This window comes from Balneola vulgaris DSM 17893, from assembly GCF_000375465.1.
Lineage (GTDB): Bacteria > Bacteroidota > Rhodothermia > Balneolales > Balneolaceae > Balneola > Balneola vulgaris.
Genome location: NZ_AQXH01000003.1, coordinates 1 through 17,533, shown reverse-complemented (window position 1 = coordinate 17,533; position 17,533 = coordinate 1). Strand labels below are relative to the sequence as shown.

At 37.4% G+C, this 17,533-nt stretch carries 18 protein-coding genes; 7 read left to right on the top strand and 11 right to left on the bottom strand.

The window, feature by feature from the left end; all coding sequences use genetic code 11:
* Positions 1-35 precede the first annotated feature (35 nt).
* Positions 36-821, bottom strand: a complete 786-nt coding sequence (locus B155_RS0108780; protein ID WP_018127896.1) for a GntR family transcriptional regulator — start codon at positions 819-821, stop codon at positions 36-38.
* Between the two features lie 103 nt (positions 822-924).
* Between B155_RS0108780 and B155_RS0108775 the strand changes: the two genes are divergently transcribed.
* The 4 genes from B155_RS0108775 to B155_RS0108760 are packed head-to-tail and all read left to right on the top strand — an operon-like array spanning position 925 to position 4,107.
* Positions 925-1,500 (top strand): YeeE/YedE family protein, encoded by a 576-nt coding sequence (locus B155_RS0108775; RefSeq protein WP_018127895.1) that lies wholly within the window; start codon positions 925-927, stop codon positions 1,498-1,500.
* A gap of 1 nt (position 1,501) precedes the next feature.
* Entirely contained in the window at positions 1,502-1,909 is a 408-nt protein-coding gene (locus B155_RS0108770) for a DUF6691 family protein (protein WP_018127894.1), read from the top strand.
* Positions 1,910-1,924: 15 nt separating this feature from the next.
* Entirely contained in the window at positions 1,925-3,355 is a 1,431-nt protein-coding gene (locus B155_RS0108765) for an MBL fold metallo-hydrolase (protein ID WP_018127893.1), read from the top strand.
* A complete protein-coding gene (locus B155_RS0108760) occupies positions 3,355-4,107 on the top strand; it encodes a sulfite exporter TauE/SafE family protein (RefSeq protein ID WP_018127892.1) in 753 nt (250 codons plus the stop codon). The genes B155_RS0108765 and B155_RS0108760 overlap by 1 nt, the downstream gene beginning before the upstream one ends.
* Here B155_RS0108760 and B155_RS0108755 read toward each other — a convergent pair whose 3' ends face one another.
* The gene (locus tag B155_RS0108755) at positions 4,108-4,683 is read right to left on the bottom strand and encodes a DNA-3-methyladenine glycosylase I (RefSeq protein WP_018127891.1); all 576 of its coding nucleotides are present in this window, start codon (positions 4,681-4,683) and stop codon (positions 4,108-4,110) included. It lies immediately after the preceding gene.
* Between the two features lie 142 nt (positions 4,684-4,825).
* On the opposite strand from B155_RS0108755, the gene B155_RS0108750 reads away from it, so the two are divergent.
* Together B155_RS0108750 and crcB are read left to right on the top strand one after the other, a co-directional pair.
* Positions 4,826-5,917: a branched-chain amino acid aminotransferase gene (locus B155_RS0108750; protein WP_018127890.1), complete on the top strand. Its 1,092-nt coding sequence runs from the start codon at positions 4,826-4,828 to the stop codon at positions 5,915-5,917.
* A 2-nt stretch (positions 5,918-5,919) separates the two neighbouring features.
* The gene (gene crcB / locus B155_RS0108745; protein ID WP_018127889.1) at positions 5,920-6,312 is read left to right on the top strand and encodes a fluoride efflux transporter CrcB; all 393 of its coding nucleotides are present in this window, start codon (positions 5,920-5,922) and stop codon (positions 6,310-6,312) included.
* Here the strand turns inward: crcB and B155_RS0108740 are convergent.
* The 7 genes from B155_RS0108740 to B155_RS13620 all read right to left on the bottom strand — a co-directional run bounded on the left by B155_RS0108740 (position 6,309) and on the right by B155_RS13620 (position 12,892).
* The gene (locus B155_RS0108740) at positions 6,309-7,235 is read right to left on the bottom strand and encodes a 2-hydroxyacid dehydrogenase (RefSeq protein WP_026167280.1); all 927 of its coding nucleotides are present in this window, start codon (positions 7,233-7,235) and stop codon (positions 6,309-6,311) included. The genes crcB and B155_RS0108740 overlap by 4 nt on opposite strands.
* 4 nt (positions 7,236-7,239) lie before the next feature.
* The gene (locus B155_RS0108735; protein ID WP_018127887.1) at positions 7,240-8,562 is read right to left on the bottom strand and encodes a Y-family DNA polymerase; all 1,323 of its coding nucleotides are present in this window, start codon (positions 8,560-8,562) and stop codon (positions 7,240-7,242) included.
* Positions 8,563-8,569: 7 nt separating this feature from the next.
* Positions 8,570-9,004 (bottom strand): LexA family protein, encoded by a 435-nt coding sequence (locus tag B155_RS0108730; RefSeq protein WP_018127886.1) that lies wholly within the window; start codon positions 9,002-9,004, stop codon positions 8,570-8,572.
* A gap of 140 nt (positions 9,005-9,144) precedes the next feature.
* Entirely contained in the window at positions 9,145-9,705 is a 561-nt protein-coding gene (locus B155_RS0108725; RefSeq protein WP_018127885.1) for a DinB family protein, read from the bottom strand.
* A 16-nt stretch (positions 9,706-9,721) separates the two neighbouring features.
* Complete coding sequence (locus B155_RS0108720; RefSeq protein ID WP_018127884.1) at positions 9,722-10,384, bottom strand: HD domain-containing protein; 663 nt, start codon at positions 10,382-10,384, stop codon at positions 9,722-9,724.
* Positions 10,372-11,535: a glycoside hydrolase family 3 protein gene (locus tag B155_RS13230; RefSeq protein WP_018127883.1), complete on the bottom strand. Its 1,164-nt coding sequence runs from the start codon at positions 11,533-11,535 to the stop codon at positions 10,372-10,374. Before B155_RS13230 ends, B155_RS0108720 begins: the two co-directional genes overlap by 13 nt.
* Positions 11,528-12,892 carry a TlpA family protein disulfide reductase gene (locus B155_RS13620; RefSeq protein WP_018127882.1) on the bottom strand — a complete coding sequence of 455 codons (1,365 nt, stop codon included), beginning with the start codon at positions 12,890-12,892 and terminating at the stop codon, positions 11,528-11,530. The genes B155_RS13230 and B155_RS13620 overlap by 8 nt, the downstream gene beginning before the upstream one ends.
* Positions 12,893-13,251: 359 nt before the next feature.
* Between B155_RS13620 and B155_RS0108705 the strand changes: the two genes are divergently transcribed.
* Positions 13,252-13,995, top strand: a complete 744-nt coding sequence (locus B155_RS0108705; RefSeq protein ID WP_018127881.1) for a tetratricopeptide repeat protein — start codon at positions 13,252-13,254, stop codon at positions 13,993-13,995.
* Here B155_RS0108705 and B155_RS0108700 read toward each other — a convergent pair.
* Both B155_RS0108700 and B155_RS13930 read right to left on the bottom strand, forming a co-directional pair.
* A complete protein-coding gene (locus tag B155_RS0108700; RefSeq protein WP_018127880.1) occupies positions 13,992-17,237 on the bottom strand; it encodes a CHAT domain-containing protein in 3,246 nt (1,081 codons plus the stop codon). The two genes, B155_RS0108705 and B155_RS0108700, sit on opposite strands and share 4 nt — an antisense overlap.
* Before the next feature lie 63 nt (positions 17,238-17,300).
* Entirely contained in the window at positions 17,301-17,474 is a 174-nt protein-coding gene (locus tag B155_RS13930; protein ID WP_018127879.1) for a hypothetical protein, read from the bottom strand.
* Positions 17,475-17,533: the final 59 nt, after the last annotated feature.

The window sequence follows — 17,533 nt, the reverse complement described above, 5'->3', positions numbered from 1 at the left end:
TGAATAAGATGAACTTTAAAATGAATTTGTCAATGCTATTCTGCATAAAATTTTGGGACAAATTCTCTGAGCTCTAATTCATGCTTTGTTAGTTCGTCGGAGTTTTCATTCCGGAGCAACTCCAATTCGTACGAGATGAAAGCGGGGTTGTTGTACCTTTTTTGGAAATATATTTTTTTATTTCCAGTGGTTCTCGAACATCGATCTATTTCCAAAACTGCTTCTCCTTCAGGCACCTCTAATTGAGAACTTATATACTCACTGGCACAAGTTGCTGTGATCTTATACCGCCCACCAATAATGGGAATGTCATATTTATCTTCAAATACTTGGTAGATCGTTTGATTGGTAAGGTCTTCGTCGAATAATAATTGACCATAACTAGCAGGTAACCAAGTTTCATCAAAGGCTATGGGCCTATTATTCGCTAATCGTACACGATCAACTTTAATAAGCGGAGCATCGGGTTTAAGTTCGAGTACAGAGTTTATAAACTTGTCAGCTTTTACTTTTTTTAGATCAATTAATCGGGATGAACTTTTATAGCCCGCTCGCTTCATGTCCTCAGAGAAGTCGGTAAGTTGAACAATAGATTGATGCATTCGTTTTTCTGCTACAAAAGCGCCCACCCCTTGCTTTCTGTAAATCAAACCTTCGTGTTCAAGTTGTTGAAGTGCATGGCGTACTGTTACACGGCTTACCTTAAAATAATCGCATAGTCGCTTTTCAGAAGGAAGCTTGTCTCCGGGCTTAAATGCCTGTTCAACGATCTCTTTTTTTAGCTGTTCATGTACGCGCTCGTATTGTGCTTTTGGGGCCATATCTAGCGGAAAATGTGGTGAGTTTATTAACTTGTTATAACATGTTGTAACAAATCAAATATAAGTGATAAGTTTGGTGCGAATCAAATAAACGAGAAAATAAATGATTGAACTCATACAACAACCCATTGCATGGTATATAGCAGGCCCTCTGATCGGGTTACTATTACCATTTTTATTATACATAGGTAATAAAACATTCGGTGTATCATCAAGCTTTCGCCATGTATGTGCATCCGTAATACCGTCGGCTAAAAAGATTGACTACTTCAATTATGATTGGAAGAAAGCAGGAAGTTGGAATCTAAAATTCGTTCTTGGAATCATCATTGGTGGTGTTTTAGCCCAATTAACTACACCAGAAGGGTATTCAGTAGATATATCTTCTAGTACTGTAAGCGTATTAAATAGCTGGGGCATAAGTGATTTTCAAGGATTAGTGCCTGTTGAGCTATTTAGTTGGGGAAATGTATTTACTGTTCCTGGTTTAATATTGCTCTTGTTAGGTGGTTTATTGGTTGGCTTTGGTGCTCGCTATGCGGGTGGATGTACCTCAGGGCACGCAATAACAGGATTGGCCACTTTACAGAAAGCATCACTCATTGCTGTAATTGGTTTCTTTATAGGTGGTTTGATAACCGCGCACTTTATACTACCGAACTTATTAGGAGGACTTTAAGATGAGATTTTTATTAACAGGTAGCGTATTTGGTTTTATTCTTGTGAAGTCGGAAGTAGTGTCTTGGTTTAGAATTCAAGAGATGTTTTACTTCGATTCAATTCATATGTATGGGGTAATCGGTTTAGCTGTGCTTACTGGTATGCTCGCAACATTTATGATTAAAAAGCTTCAATTGAAAGATGTTTATGGTGAGCCCATCGTCATAAAAGACAAAGATAATTCTATAACTAAGCGTTATGTCATTGGAGGCACCATTTTTGGTTTAGGATGGGCGCTAACAGGAGCTTGCCCTGGGCCAATGTATGCTCTAGTAGGAAGTGGATATTTGATATTTTTTGTGCCTTTACTAAGTGCTATTTTAGGCGCTGCTGTATATGGCATGTTACAACATAAACTGCCGCATTAATAAAGAGGTTAACACATGTTTTTTGAACAAATTTTTGAAGAGAAATTAGCGCAATACGCCTACATCATTGGATGCCAACGTAGCGGAGAAGCCATTGTAATAGACCCGATGCGTGATATTGATAGGTATAAAAAAGTAGCTGCAAAGCATAATTTAAAAATTATAGCTGCCGCCGAAACTCATATTCATGCTGATTATTTATCAGGATTAAGAGAATTCGCTGAAGAAGGTGCTAAAGTTTATGTGTCGGATGAAGGCGACAAAGACTGGAAGTATGAATGGGTGATTGGTAGTGAATACAACCATCATTTATTGAAGGATGGAGATGAGTTTTCGATCGGAAATATTCGATTCAAAGCAATTCACACACCAGGACATACTCCAGAGCATATGATGTTTCAGGTTACGGATGGTGCAACAACTGATGAACCAATGGGAGTGTTATCCGGTGATTTCGTTTTTGTAGGAGATGTAGGAAGGCCAGACTTGTTAGAAACAGCCGCCGGACAAGCAGGGGCGATGGAAGAATCAGCTAAGGTTTTATATAAGTCTCTTGAGAAATTTAAAACAATGCCTGAATATCTACAGCTTTGGCCAGGGCATGGTGCAGGAAGTGCATGTGGTAAAGCGCTAGGGGCTATACCTGAATCAACAGTTGGTTACGAGCAACGATTCAATGGTTCCATTAAAGCAACCATTACGGAACAAGACTTTGTAGATTACATTTTGGATGGCCAACCAGAGCCACCATTGTATTTCGCTCGAATGAAAAAGGATAATAAGCTTGGACCAAAATTGCTTTCTGGTATTCCATCTCCAGAGTTCATGAAAGTAACTAGCCTAATAGGGGCTTCAAGAATTTCGAACGCTGTAATTGTTGATGCTCGAAAGGATAGAGAAGCATTCATGAATGGACATATTCAAGGTTCTCTCTATGCGCCTTTCAATAAAACTTTTAATACCGTAGTGGGTTCTTATGTAAAAGAGAACCAAGACATATATCTCATTATTGAAGAAGATCATGTAGAAGAAGCGGTAATAGATCTAATCCGTATTGGTCTGGATAATATTAAAGGATTCAGTACTCCAAGTGAACTTGAAAGCTTTGCATCTGAAGGTGGAGAACTGTTTAAAACTCCGATTATCGATTTTGAGGATTTAGAAAAAATGGTGGATGAGAGAGAGGTTCATATTCTTGATGTCCGCAAGCAATCAGAGTTTAATGAAGGTCATCACCCAGAGGCATCTAATATTGCACATACACGACTGTTAGATCGTATAGATGAAGTACCTACTGATAAACCAGTGCTAGTGCATTGTAAATCAGGGGCGAGGGCTGCAGTGGCAAGTGCACTACTCGAAAGTGAAGATATCACGGTGTACTACGTTAATGATGCCGTAGACCCTTGGTTAAAACAGAACAATCTACTAGTAGGAGATAAGTAATGTTTTGGGCATGGTGTGGAGCCTTAGTAATAGGAATATCACTCGGCCTATTAGGCTCAGGTGGTTCTATCCTCACTGTGCCAATTCTACTCTATCTAGTAGGTGAGCCTGAGAAACTTGCTATCGCCGAGTCCTTGGGTATAGTTGCAGGGATTAGCTTAATAGGAGCTATTCCCTATGCGGTTAAGAAAGAAGTGCATTGGAAAAGCCTGATTTACTTCGGAATTCCAGGGATGGCTGGTACCTACGGGGGAGCTGCTTTATCTCAATTCGTTAGTGGGCAAGTGCAATTGCTACTCTTCGCTGCAGTGATGGTTATAGCAGCCTTTATGATGATCAAAGACCGAAAGGACTTAGATCAGAAAGACCCAATAAGCGTTTCAAATTGGGTGCTAATTCTTGAAGGATTAATAGTGGGAGTGTTAACTGGTCTCGTTGGAGTAGGTGGGGGCTTCTTGATTATCCCTGCATTGGTAATTTTTGGTGGACTCTCAATGCGTTTAGCCGTGGGAACAAGTCTTATCATCATTACCATGAAGAGTTCCATAGGTTTTGTTAAATACATTGATGTATTAGCGGCCGAAAACCTTCATATTAATTGGGATCTAATAGTTGTTTTCACACTTATTGGTGCAGTTGGTAGCTTTGTAGGAAATAAAGTGGGAGCTAAAATCTCTCAAAAAAGCCTAAAGAAAGGGTTTGGCTATTTTCTAGTGGTGATGGGAGCTTACATCCTGTACACCAATATTTAGCTACTGCTTACAAGCTTCATAACGGAAACAATCAATGGTATGATCGTTAACAAGACCACAAGCTTGCATATGTGCATACATGATTGTGCTACCCACAAATTTGAACCCTCGCTGCTTTAAATCTTTACTCAACGCATCTGATTCCGCACTTGTAGCCGGAACTTGGTCTAAAGAAGTCCAAGAATTCACAATTTGTTTCCCATCAACAAAGCTCCATATGTAATCACTAAATGAGCCAAATTCATTCTGAATTTCTATGAAGTGTTGAGCGTTGGTAACGGCACTTCGAATTTTAAGCTTATTTCTGACGATACCCTCAAATTCTATTAGTTCTAAAATTTTATGCTCATCGTATCGGGCAACTTTTTGAACATCAAAGTTTGAGAAAGCCTTTCTATAACCCTCTCGCTTTTTTAAGATAGTTGACCAGCTTAAGCCTGCTTGGGCGCCTTCTAGGATCAAAAACTCGAAATGAACCTGGTCATTATAAACAGGTACGCCCCATTCTTTATCATGATAGGCCTCATATTCTTCAAACTGCTGATCCGCCCATTCACATCTTTTAAAGTTATCCATCCTAGAATTTTTTATATTTATACTCGTTTTGAGAAAGAGGGACTTAGAGGTTAAGGATACAAAAATATAAGGTATAAGGTGATTATGTTATTCAGCATAATGGCCCGTCCCTTGAATAAATAGATATTATTTTGATCGTATTATGAATGAACTAATGACATCATCGAGAATTAAGATAGAACCAGTCCAGAATAGTAAAATCCATGAAATTGACTTCGATAATTTAGTTTTTGGACGCAAGTTTTCGGATCACATGGTGGTTATGGAATATGAGAATGGTGCTTGGAGTACTCCAGTAATTAAGCCATATGGACCTATCGAGATTACTCCCGCCATGAATTCATTACATTACGGGCAGGCTATTTTTGAAGGCATGAAAGCCTTTTATGTGGATGAAGAAACCATTCATTTGTTTAGACCAGAAGTTCACTTTGAACGGTTAAATAACACCGCTCGAAGAATGTGTATTCCTGAAATGGATTATGAGACTTTTATTGTTGGACTAGAAGAACTGATTAAGCTAGATCACCAATTTGTTCCTAAAAAAGAAGGAACGGCTTTATACATTCGTCCCTTTATTTTTGCATCGGATGATTTACTAGCAGCACGTTCATCGAATAAGTTCAGCTACTACATTATTACCTCACCTGTAGGCGCTTATTATCCTGAAGGCTTTAACCCTGTTTCATTAACCACAACGGATAATTATGTACGAGCAGTTGTTGGTGGAACCGGTGAGGCTAAGACTGCTGGTAATTACGCAGCAAGTTTCCTGCCTGCTAGAGAGGCTCAAGAAGCAGGATATACACAGGTGCTTTGGTTAGACGCCAAAGAACGAAAATACATTGAAGAAGTAGGTACCATGAACATACACTTCTTAATAGACGATGTAGTAATCACTCCAGAACTTACAGGTTCGATATTACCAGGTATAACACGTCGTTCTGTAATCCAATTGGCTAAAGATTGGGGTTACAAAGTTGAAGAACGTAAGATCACGATTGATGAAGTATTTGAAGCTTCAGAAAATGGTTCACTCAAAGAAGTATTTGGTTCTGGTACAGCGGCAGTAATTTCACCTGTAGGACGTATCCACCACCAAGGAAAAACCATTAATATTGGCACAGGTAAAATTGGTGATTTTGCGAAGCGTTTATTCGATGAAATTACGGGAATGCAGTATGGCCGAGTTGAAGATCCATACGGCTGGATTCATCCTGTGAAGGTTCAATAAGAGTGCAAGCAGAGCTAATAAAAATTTTAGCAATTGGCTCAGGGGGCTTCATAGGAGCTACCTCTCGTTATCTATTCTCAAACTATGTTCAAAGTCATTTTGAGCATAGTGATTTCCCATATGGCACCTTTGTTGTAAATGTACTTGGGTGCCTTTTAATTGGCTTGTTAGCCGGTTTCACTCAAAATAAAGAATGGCTATCCACTGAAATCCGCCTGTTTTTATTTATAGGATTACTAGGCGGATTCACAACCTTCTCAACTTTTGCAAACGATAGTCTATTACTCTTCAAAGACGGCGCGCTTTGGTTAGGCTTGTGGTATACACTTGGCCAAGTAACTATCGGGATTATAAGCGTATGGATTGGGTATTATATCACACGCTGGTTTGTCTAATATCCCTTAGTACGATCCACTTCATTGATAAGCTCCTGCCCTGATAATGACCGCTTATAATTTTCTAAGATCATTTCTGCTGCTTCTTTAGGATCTGTGACGGAAGCGATATGTGGGGTAATCATGATGGATGGACGATTCCAAAATAAATGATTTTTAGGTAATGGCTCTTGCTCAAATACATCCAACCAAGCTCCTTCCAATGCTCCAGTGTCGATACCGTAAATCAAATCTTCTTCAACCAAATGCTGGCCTCTACCTACATTAATTAAGTAAGAGGGAGACTTAAGTTTTTTGAAAAGCTCAAGATCAAGAATACTTTCAGTTTCAGGAGTTAAAGGGAGAAGACATACGAGTATATTAGTTTGAGATAAAAAGCTATCTAACTCATCGTGCGTGAATGAGCTAACCCCATCAATATTTTTAGCTGTTCTTGACCAGCCTAAAACCTTATATCCATTTGCAACTAGCGTGCGAGCTGTGGTCTCACCCATCTCACCAAGGCCCATAATACCAATGGTACAATCTTCTTTAGGGATAAGACTTTTTGCCCCCCAATGTGCTTCTCTTTTTTGATCTACATATTTAGGAATATGGGTTCTGTAGGATAGCACTGCAGTTAACACATATTCTCCCATCTGCTTCTTTAAAGAAGGGGTAATCAAGCGAGCTAAAGTAGTTTTATCTGAAAGGTCAGGGTCGCTTAATAGATGATTTATACCGGCACCTAATGAAGATACAGCTGTTAAGTTTGGATACTGCTTCAGAGTGTTTTTAGGATGATTCCATGTAACGGCAAAAGTAACTCGTTCTTTATTATTAACAGCTGGCCAAATATCCAAATCTAGGTTTGGATCTAGGGCTAGTAATTCCTCTTTAAGGGGCGATAAGTCTCGATTTGGGGCTATTAGTAAGAGCGACATAGGGTTATTTTGCTTTAGCAATCATTAACTCATTCCAGCGAGTGGTGTATCGTTTGCTAAGATAATTCTGATTCATGAGCCATGTGTTTTTATGACTCTTTTTATGATGCAATCCTGTGGATGCAAATGCGGCTTTATTTCGGCCAAATTTAGTATTGATTTGGTCTACACATTCCATCAAATCAAACTGCTGTTGAGTGTACAAATGTGGATCAAATAAATCCATTTGAACATCAGTATTTGGTACAATTCCAGTGAGAGATACCGCTGCTTTTTTGTACTTAGTATTTTCTAAATACAATTGATTCGCTAACTCTTTTGTGATTTGAGTTAAGGTTGGTGTATTTGCAGTGGGAACTTTCAAAGTGGTGCCTAAGCTGTACTTATACTGACCCTTTAAGTTAGCATATTTATCACCAATTAATGTGAGTTGAATGTTCGAAGCTACACATTTTTGAGCACGTAGTTTTTCAGCAGCTCTTGAGGTAAAAGTAGCAACAGCTTGTTGAATAGAATCTAAATCGAAAAGAGGTTTGCCAAACATACGAGAGCTAATAATTCCCTTTTTTGTCTCCAGCGCCTCTCCCAATTCCAAACAAGGGATTCCATTCAGTTCTAAAACGGTACGGAGCCCCGTTACATGTAAATGCTTCCGTACCCATTTTCGATTCGATATAGTCTTTTTCAAATCGAGTGCAGTTAGGATATTGAATTTATTTAACCGCACAGATAATCCTTTTCCGATGCCCCAAATACCCTGAACAGGAATCTCAGCTAAAAAAGAATCTGATTTTGAGGGGCTTGAAAAATAAAGAACGCCAGAACATTCAGCATGCTGCTTGGCAACATGATTCGCAATCTTAGCAAGTGTTTTGCTCGGCGCTATTCCTACCGAAACAGGTAAGCCTGTCCATTGATAGATGGTTTTCTTTATTAAATGTCCGTATTCGGTGAGATCACCTATCACATTACTAGAAACTTCTGCAAAAGCTTCATCGATACTATAAACTTCAATATGGTTTGTAAGTTGATTTAATATATCCATCACTCGATTCGACATGTCGCCATAAAGAGCATAATTAGATGATCTTACAATTACCCCATGTTTTTTAAAATACGATCGATATTTAAACTCAGGCGCACCCATGGGTATATCTAAGTCCTTGGCTTCTTGCGATCGCGCAATTACGCAACCATCATTATTTGAGAGTATTACAATAGGTTTGCCTATTAGAGATGGGTTAAATACTCGTTCACATGATGCATAGAAGTTGTTGCAATCAACCATTGCGAAGGCTTTGCCCTCAATTTGAACCTCTGAATCCATAATCTTTTCAATAGCTACATTTATGAATAACGTGGGTAATTACTCCCCAAATAGTCCACTCTACTTGATGATCTAACAGAATAGGGGAAAGAGATACGTCATCCGAGACTAAATAATTCCGATCTCCTTGGGTTACAAATCGTCGTATGGCCGATTCATCCTCTATTGTTGTCACTATGATGGCACCATGTTTCACTGAAATAGATCGATCAACGATTAGTATATCTCCATGATGAATTCCAGATTTCTTCATTGCATTCCCTTCCACTCTAACATAAAATGTTGCTGAGGGCCTATACACAACCAAATCTTCGAGGCATAGCGCTTGTTCTAAATGGTCGGCTGCAGGTGAAGGAAATCCAGTCTCTAATGTACTAGTTAGCTTCAGTAATTTTTTTGAATTTGAAGCATTCGATTTTGCTATTAGTGAACTATCACTCATGTCCTTCTAGGCTTAAATATTATAACATAAATTATATGTACAATATATGTGTATAGCAAATGAAAGAATAACAATCGGAGTATTAATTCCTGCCTGAAATTAGTTAAGCAATTGTAGGAACTGAGTTTATAAACAGATTATCACTTTGAAGAGTGTAGAATGTTTTTAATCTGATCGAAGTGTCGCCGTTGATGAGCTTCGTTTATAGCAAAACAAGCACTTAAACTCATTTTTATAAAGTTCACCACAGGGTTTCGAACTTTGATTTTTCCTAGGTGTAGATCTTTATTGTCAGCCTTTTCAATGAGTGCTAAAAATCGATTTTGATAGGCTTCAAAATCATTAACGAGTTGTTCACTTTGAATCTGTTGTATGCTTACTGGTTCGAAGCTTTCCACAGTGGGTGTTTTTCGTTTATACTCAGGACTTACCACTTTTATAAATAGGCGAATATGAATAGGATGAGTATAGGGCTTGGAGTTATTTTTCTTCGGTAGAGAATCGTCATTTAAAGCTGCTTCCATAATCTTGAGATAACGTTCAGCCGTAATGTTTAGGTGACTAATGATTTCGCCTATACACCATTTTCCTGGCGCAGGAGCCGTGCTAAAAGTTGGATCATCCACACCTTCTAACAGCGTGTGTAAATCTGTAATAGCAGTTTTGAATGCTTGTCGATAGTACTCATTGGTATATTCCATAAATCTTGTTCCTCAATTAAAGTTCACCTTCCCATTCTTGTAAAAATCGGTCTACGTATTCTTTCATAAATTGATGACGCTCTACCGCTATTTCTTTTGCTACATCAGTATTTAATCTATCCTTCAATAAAAACAATTTTTCGTAAAAGTGATTAATCGTATGACCTTTATCATTTTTATATGCGTCAAAGGAATCGTGAAGGGAAGGGGGGACTTCAGGGTTATATAGTTCTCTTGATGCATGGCCCCCATAGGCAAAGGCGCGAGCAATACCAATTGCTCCAATTGCATCTAATCGATCGGCGTCTTGTACTATCTCTCCTTCAATAGATTGCATTGGGGTTTTAACATGAGCTCCTTTGAATGATAAGTCCTGTATTATTTGAGCAACATGCTCCTGTATCTCTTCAGGAACCTTTAGGCTACTCAACCATTCTTTGGCAACTTTAGGACCAATACTAGTGTCTCCATTATGGAATTTATGATCAGCGATATCGTGTAAAAGAGCAGCTAATTCAACTACTAATAGATTGCAGGAATACTTTATAGCAATGGTTTTAGCCATCTTCCACACTCTGTAAACATGCCACCAATCATGGCCAGAACCTTCATCACTAAGTTTTCCTTTTACATAAGTGACGGTTCTTTCTATTACTTCTGAGTTTTTTAATTCAGGCATGTGCAGAGTTCCGCAATCACATCTTGTTTTAATTTGTCGATTCGAGCTAAGGCTTGTTCTATAGTTTCTGTACTTACTCGTCCGTCAGCTATGAGTTTTTGAATAGCATTAATGGCTTTTTCAGCAATGTTGGGATCGAATTCTAAGTTGTTACCAAATATCAGAATGTCAACGCCAGCATTTAATGCTTGTTCAATCGAGGTTTCGAGACCGTACTCATCCGCAATTGCTTTCATCTGCATATCATCGGAAAAAACAACCCCTTCGAAGCCTAGGGAGTCACGTAATAATCCATTAATCGTATTTGAGGAGAGGGTAGCTGGCCATACCGAATCAATATTGGCATTAAAAATATGGGCCGTCATCACTGCATGAATCTCTTTTTCACGGAATAATTTTTTATAGGGAATAAGCTCGCTCTCATCCCAAGTATTGGTTACATCGGTCACTCCAAGGTGTGAGTCTTCGTTAGAGCTTCCGTGACCAGGGAAATGTTTTAATACTGTAAGTACACCTTCCGTGTCGAATTCATCGATAAAATATCCAGCATGTTCAGCAACTTTATTAGGGTCTGAAGAAAAACTTCTTCCCAAACTACCAATAACAGGATTGTCTGGATTTGTATTTACATCAACAACGGGTGCGAAATTAGTATTTACTCCTACTACCATAAACTCTTGTGCCATAGTTCGGATATAAGCGCGGGTAGTGTCTTCATTATCCACTTCTCCTAAGTATTGAGCCGATACTGTTTTTGGGAACCCTTGTCTTTCTTTTAAGCGAGCAACTCTACCACCTTCTTGATCAATCGCGATGATGGGTGGGGTAGAGGAGTAGCCTACAAGTGCACTTGATAACTGAAGCAGCTGATCTGGATCGGTGATATTACGTCCATATTGTTTCTGTTCAACATCATAATCGAAGAGCACAAATCCACCTAGGTTATACTTTTTTATATCTTGAACAATGGCGCTTTCTTTGTTGATTTCAGTGCCTCTAAAACCAACTACAATCATTTGCCCTAATTGTTTGTCTGTAAACGAAGTGGTTGCTGCTTCCTCTGTCTCTTTGTTTTGCTCTTTCTGGCAACTAGCAAGGGTTACTAAACTTAAAGTGATAAGTAGGAGAATTGGGCGAATATTTTTAATCATTTATTTTTTCGTTAAGTACTTCTTCTAAGTTAAATGTAGCTCTGATGTCGTTATAGCGTGAAATATTCCCATCAGGATCTACTAAAATGTAAAATGGGATGCCTCCGCCTTTATAAGCTTTAAAAGTTTCTTGCTCGAAACCATTACCTCCATAAAGTTGAGGCCAAGGGATTTCAAATCGTTCAATATCAGTTAACCAAACATCTCTATCTACTTCGGTAGAAATGCCTAGTATTTCGAAGTCATCACGACTGAATTTAGCATAAATTTCATGCATTACAGGAAATTCATCTAAACAAGGTTGGCACCATCCAGCCCAGAAATCCAATAACACATATTTTCCTTTATAATCATCTAAGGTATGAATATTGCCATTTTGATCTTTTAAACTAAAAGGGATAGCGGGTTGACCTGGAGAAACAGATTTAATTTCATTGTAGAAATAGGTTAAAAAATCAACATAACGAGTATAATCTGAAAACTCTGATTTGTATTGGTTGTAACTAGGTTCAGCAACTTCAATATCTAATTCACCAATTCTTTCAGCTACTAAAAACATTCTGGCATAAGCTTCAGCTTCTCTATCCGTGATGTAATCGATTACTTCTAAGCGACGTTTATTTAATTCCTCATAAGCGATTCGTTTAAGATCATATTCCGCTAGAACTTTTCCATACTCAGCATTAACACTATCATAAATTCCGAAAGTACGAGCATAATAATGGGTGATGTCACGAATTCCAGCGCGCTGTGCCTTTAAAGAAGAAAGTGTAAATACACCATTCGTCTGAGCTTCTGCTAACACCTTCTTACGTTCGGTGGCTGCGTCAAAGTTGTCAGAGTTTAATCTGTATTCAATCGACTTAATTTTATTTACTACTAATTCTCCTTTGGCTTTATCAATTAAGTATGAAAACTTTGTACCAGCTAAGTGTTCACTAGCTAGGTTAATTTTTTGCTCACTTAGCACAATAGCTTCATTTTCCTCTCCTGCTTTATAAGCATTCATTTCACTTTCAATGCGTTTATCTAAACCATCAATGCTTTTGAGGTAATTTTGGTAAGCTTCATAATCCGAAGTGTACATGGATTGGATTTGAAGATTATGTGGAAAATCTGATCGTTCTATTTGAATGTTTATTTCATCATTTGAATCCGCAATCAATGGAAATGATTCATCTTCTATGCGTAAGTAGATGATTGGCTGATTTTCTATAGGAACTGCTAGACTAAAATCCCCCTCCTCGTTGATAGTAGCCGTATAGTTTTGTTTAGGAGAATATTTGTAATGAAGTGGCTCGGGGCTAAGAATAATTGTTGCATCGCCTATGTAATCTATGGTGCCGGAAATACTCATGTTATTAGAGTTATTTTTCGAGCATGATAGAAGTAAGATGAATAGCAGAAACAGCGGTTTTTTTACAGTGGTCATATGTTTACTAAAACTTTAAATAGTTACATGAAAAGACGAATATTTTTATTGAAAAGTCCATAAAAAGAGAATATTATCAATTCTTAAAATTTTCTAATAATCTAAGGGGTGCATTGTTGTAACAAATGGTTTTGCCAACACTCTTTTACCTTCGAATGGAGTAGGAAAAAAATAACGAATTCCAATCTCCTTCATTATCAGCAACATGGTGCCGGGCTTGATTGAAGTGTGTTAGTCTTGATAGTGATAGAAATACTTTATGCGAGTCGAAAAAATCAGAAAAAATGATACAAAATAAACAAAACAAAGAGTTAGAGAGGAAGATAGATCTTTATGTTAACGGTATGTTAGCACAAGATGAAATCGATGAATTATGGGCCGAATTAATTCAGGATGATTACTATCTCGACTACATGAAAAGTGTAGCCAATTTAAAAGCAATTATTAAGGAAAGTAGAAGCAACAAGAGAACTTCTCCTGCAATCACCCTCAGAAAGTATGCTTCATATGTAGCAGCTGCTGTTGTGTTAATTGTGGCGGGTATGTTCGGTGCAATCAACTACTCTACTTCTACCAATAACCAGTTTACACCCATTAATGAAATTGGGTTAGATGTGGTTAGAAGTGAATCTGGAGTCTCGGGTAATGTAAGTAGCGAAGTGGTTAAACAAGCCATTAAACTTGCAGCTGATGGTAATATCGAAGAAGCTAAATCAATTCTAGAATTCGAATTGAACGTTACCAAAGATGCTACTACCGTTGCTGATTTATCTCTTACCTTAGGTTCAATTCAATACAATTCTGGAGAATATAATTCTGCAGTAAATAGTTTTGAAACCGTTACTCGGCAGAATGAAATTGAAAATAGCACTCTAGAGAAAGGCTACTGGTTTTTAGGTAATACATACTTTCAGTTAGATGAGCTTGAAAAGGCTAAGCTCGCATTTCAAAGTGCTTATGAGCTTGATGGCGCATACAGTCGTGTAGCTAAAAGTTATATTAACGCTTTAAGCGCTATGGAAGACTAAACCGTTTTATACCCTGATTTTCGACGTACAGAGTAACCAATTAATAAACTCGCAATTAGTAGTACAGGATATACTAATTGCGAGTTTTTTGGTTTACGAATTACAGGTGCTGGATTTCCAATCAAAGTATATGCGCCCCAAAAATGTGGATCAGCATTTCCAGTCTTAAGTTGATCGATTTTAGCTAGCCTCATAGAGGTACTTTTAGAATAGCCTCTATTAAGATAGCTGTAGAAATTAGTAGCAAATTCAGAGGCAATTTTATCGTTTACCACCCACATATTTAATGCCAAGCTCTTTGCCCCCGCATAGCGTAGTGCCCTACTAATCCCCATGATACCCGTTCCTTGCATATAGTTGCCCGAACCCGAACTACATGAATTGAGCATTATTAAGTCGTTGTTTAAAGTAACATCGAATAATTCATAGGCATACAATGCATTACCTTCCGAACTTGTTGAATTGCTATTATTTGATTTTAAATAGATGGTTGAAAACAAAGGATCTTGTTCAGAAACTTCGCTATGGCTAGCAATGTGAATGATTTTCGATTTACTCAATTCCTGTTGAAATGCAGCTTCAGTAGCATTATTTCCAATAAACACTTCGGTATCGTCAAAGGCGGCTAATGATGCCTGTATATTGCGCACTTCCCTTGTAGCATAAGGTAAAGAAGGCAACGACTTCTCTTTAAAATCATCAAAATAGGAAATGGCAAAAGCTGAAAAATCCTTAGGTGATTTTGACCTGGTATATCTGTTATTGAACGTAAATTCTTTTAAAGAGGTGAAGTATTTAAAACTATACCGTTCAATTAAATAGTTCGTACTCCCGAAACTCTTATCTGAATTGGGTTTCGATGTGGGTAATACTTCTAATGGGATTCTATACAACTGGTTGTCAGGAAATACAGCAATTTGATTTATACCTTTAGGGATGTCATCGAGCTGAAGTAATGTATAGAGCTTATATAAACTATTTAAAGAGGTCTTACCTGATGCTAATTGGTCTGCAGCATCTTTAAAATATCCTTCCACACGATCATTTAACTCAAATCGAGTAAGACGAATGCTATTCTGGGTAATTGAACTCATGTATAGATACTCATTCAATTCTGTAAAATGAATCAGCATCTCGTTTTGATCAATCTGCGTTTGAAGCTTCCAGATAGGTAAGAATTGATCACTATTAGTATCTATTACTTTATTTAGAAGTTCTTGCTTTTGCGCGGAGAGTTGATCGATGCGCGTTTTGATGGGTGCTTTACTTTCTTCATTGGCACTTAAGTAACGTGTTCTTAGGCGTTGAATCTCGGCGGTTAGTTCTTTATCCAGATCTAATTCCTTTTCGGTTAACTTATTGGCCTTTAATAATGGGTTATTATATAGAGATGCATCATTGATAGTTTTAAGTCGATCTAAGTAGGTGATAGCGGAACGAAGGTCATCCAGCTCCATTAATAAATCTATAATGAGTTCAAATGCCTCTAAATATTCGTGTTCAACGGTCCAAAACCCTGTTTGAGATTCAACACTATTTTTAGCTCTTTCAATTATTTGATCCACAATTGGATTGATGTAATTAAATGCCTCACGTGTACGTCCACTTTTGAATAAATATTGAGCTTGAATAGTGTGGTACTTTACAAGAATTTCAAAGGCTAAATTGTTTAATGAATAAAGCCTTATCTCATTTAGAGTAGCATTTAAAGCAGCCAGGTTACCTTTGATTGAAGCTATCTCCGCTTCATAAATAAGTGCTTCTATGTAATGAGGGGTCTCTGAGTTTTCAGACGAGAACTCTTTTATTTGATTAACTACTTGTGTAGCCGCATCAAGTGAATCTACCTTTATTAACATGGATGCTTTATTTAATAAAAGCATCATTTTATTTCTATAATTATCTATGTCTTCAAATAAATTCTCTGCTTTTTGAAACTCTTCAAGAGCTTTTCTTACATCTTTAAATGTGTCCCAGTAGTAATCACCTAAGTATGCATGAATTGTAGCTAGACTTAGTTTGTCATTATTTTCAATAGCTATAGATTGAGCCTTATCTATAAAAGGAAGTGCGCTATTAGGATCACCAATTGAGTTATAGTAAATAAATAAGTTACTATAGAGACCCATTTTAACATCATATAGGACCTGCTGGTCTTCTATATTAGGGTTAGTGTCAATTTCTTGAAGTGCCTGTAATAAAAAAGAGGTGTATTTATTTTTTTCGCCTAGCTTTTGATAACTAAGAGACAAGTTATTGTAAAGCTGGGATTTGGGTATGGGAGTAGTGTCGTCATTGTATAGCTTCTCTAGTATCTCTTTGGCTTCTTTAAATTTACCCAAATCATATAGGGCAGCACTTTGACGAAGGAGTGTGTAGTCGATACGAGCATACTGTTGATAGTGCTGTGCTAAGGGTAACAATTGGTTGCGCTGTAAATAGAGCGACTCATAATAATTACCAGATACTGATAAGGAATAATCAACACCACTTAATATCCCGACTTTTTTTTGTGAATTGGGATAAAGGTAGTCTTCAACTAAGCCGTCAAATTTCTTATTAATGAAATCATATTGATCGAGTTCATAAGCGAGTTTTATGAGGGCATAATAGCCAATGGACTCATTTATATTAGAAGGATCCTTTATACCAGATGCAAATCGTTCTTGTAGGGAAGTAAAAGCTAGGTTAAATGTATTTGAATCAAAGTAAGCGTATACATTATCACTGAAAGCAAGATTATATATATAAATTAGATTCTCTGAACGAAATAATGCTTCAAAGTTAATACGGTCAGCTTGAGTAGTATTATTAAAAAACTCTAGAGGTGCGGAGCTTAAATTCCATTTTTCAGCATATTCTGAAATGAATTTTGTTGCTTCAGCAGAGTTTGGAGGAAATAGAGTTATGTAATGATGAGCAATTTCATTTGAACCCGTTTTAAGAGCATAATCTTTCAGACGTTTAGCTTTTAAAGTTTGTTCTGTGTTTTGGTCAACACATGGGTTGTCAATAAAAATTCTCTGAATAAAACGATCGTCTGATTGGGCTATAGCTCGCTCAATATCCTTTTCAATGCCGCAATTGGAGCTGTATAATTCATTAAGCCCCCAAAAATTGAGATGCGGATTTACACCCTCTTTATAATTGCTGATATAAGTATTCACTTGATCCGATATTGACGAATAGGGGTCAATAGGAGTGAAAAAAGCAATAAGACTGATTAAGAGGGAAAAGATCATTTATGTTGACTAATTCATTGGCCTAATTATAGTGTTCTAGTTACCAAGAAAACAATCGTTAAATCACATTTTTGGTTTTGTAATAATTGGCTGAGAATCGTTACCGCTAGCAATAGATGTGTTTTGTTCTAATGTTGGTTCAGAAGCTTCATCAAAGTTAGCATCGGTTACAGAATTACAAGCAATAGATAGTGATACAAATGCGATAAGGGCGAAGAGAGATTTAAGTGATTTCATAGTGGTTGTATTTTTAGAGTTAATGGGATAGTGAATGAATTACATTTTAGGCTTGGTGA

Coding starts and splice junctions, on each gene's coding strand:
- B155_RS0108780 (WP_018127896.1), bottom strand. CDS start 821: ATGGCCCCAAAAGCACAATACGAGCGCGTACATGAACAGCTAAAAAAA.
- B155_RS0108775 (WP_018127895.1), top strand. CDS start 925: ATGATTGAACTCATACAACAACCCATTGCATGGTATATAGCAGGCCCT.
- B155_RS0108770 (WP_018127894.1), top strand. CDS start 1,502: ATGAGATTTTTATTAACAGGTAGCGTATTTGGTTTTATTCTTGTGAAG.
- B155_RS0108765 (WP_018127893.1), top strand. CDS start 1,925: ATGTTTTTTGAACAAATTTTTGAAGAGAAATTAGCGCAATACGCCTAC.
- B155_RS0108760 (WP_018127892.1), top strand. CDS start 3,355: ATGTTTTGGGCATGGTGTGGAGCCTTAGTAATAGGAATATCACTCGGC.
- B155_RS0108755 (WP_018127891.1), bottom strand. CDS start 4,683: ATGGATAACTTTAAAAGATGTGAATGGGCGGATCAGCAGTTTGAAGAA.
- B155_RS0108750 (WP_018127890.1), top strand. CDS start 4,826: ATGAATGAACTAATGACATCATCGAGAATTAAGATAGAACCAGTCCAG.
- B155_RS0108740 (WP_026167280.1), bottom strand. CDS start 7,235: ATGTCGCTCTTACTAATAGCCCCAAATCGAGACTTATCGCCCCTTAAA.
- B155_RS0108735 (WP_018127887.1), bottom strand. CDS start 8,562: ATGGATTCAGAGGTTCAAATTGAGGGCAAAGCCTTCGCAATGGTTGAT.
- B155_RS0108730 (WP_018127886.1), bottom strand. CDS start 9,004: ATGAGTGATAGTTCACTAATAGCAAAATCGAATGCTTCAAATTCAAAA.
- B155_RS0108725 (WP_018127885.1), bottom strand. CDS start 9,705: ATGGAATATACCAATGAGTACTATCGACAAGCATTCAAAACTGCTATT.
- B155_RS0108720 (WP_018127884.1), bottom strand. CDS start 10,384: ATGCCTGAATTAAAAAACTCAGAAGTAATAGAAAGAACCGTCACTTAT.
- B155_RS13230 (WP_018127883.1), bottom strand. CDS start 11,535: ATGATTAAAAATATTCGCCCAATTCTCCTACTTATCACTTTAAGTTTA.
- B155_RS13620 (WP_018127882.1), bottom strand. CDS start 12,892: ATGAGTATTTCCGGCACCATAGATTACATAGGCGATGCAACAATTATT.
- B155_RS0108705 (WP_018127881.1), top strand. CDS start 13,252: ATGATACAAAATAAACAAAACAAAGAGTTAGAGAGGAAGATAGATCTT.
- B155_RS0108700 (WP_018127880.1), bottom strand. CDS start 17,237: ATGATCTTTTCCCTCTTAATCAGTCTTATTGCTTTTTTCACTCCTATT.
- B155_RS13930 (WP_018127879.1), bottom strand. CDS start 17,474: ATGAAATCACTTAAATCTCTCTTCGCCCTTATCGCATTTGTATCACTA.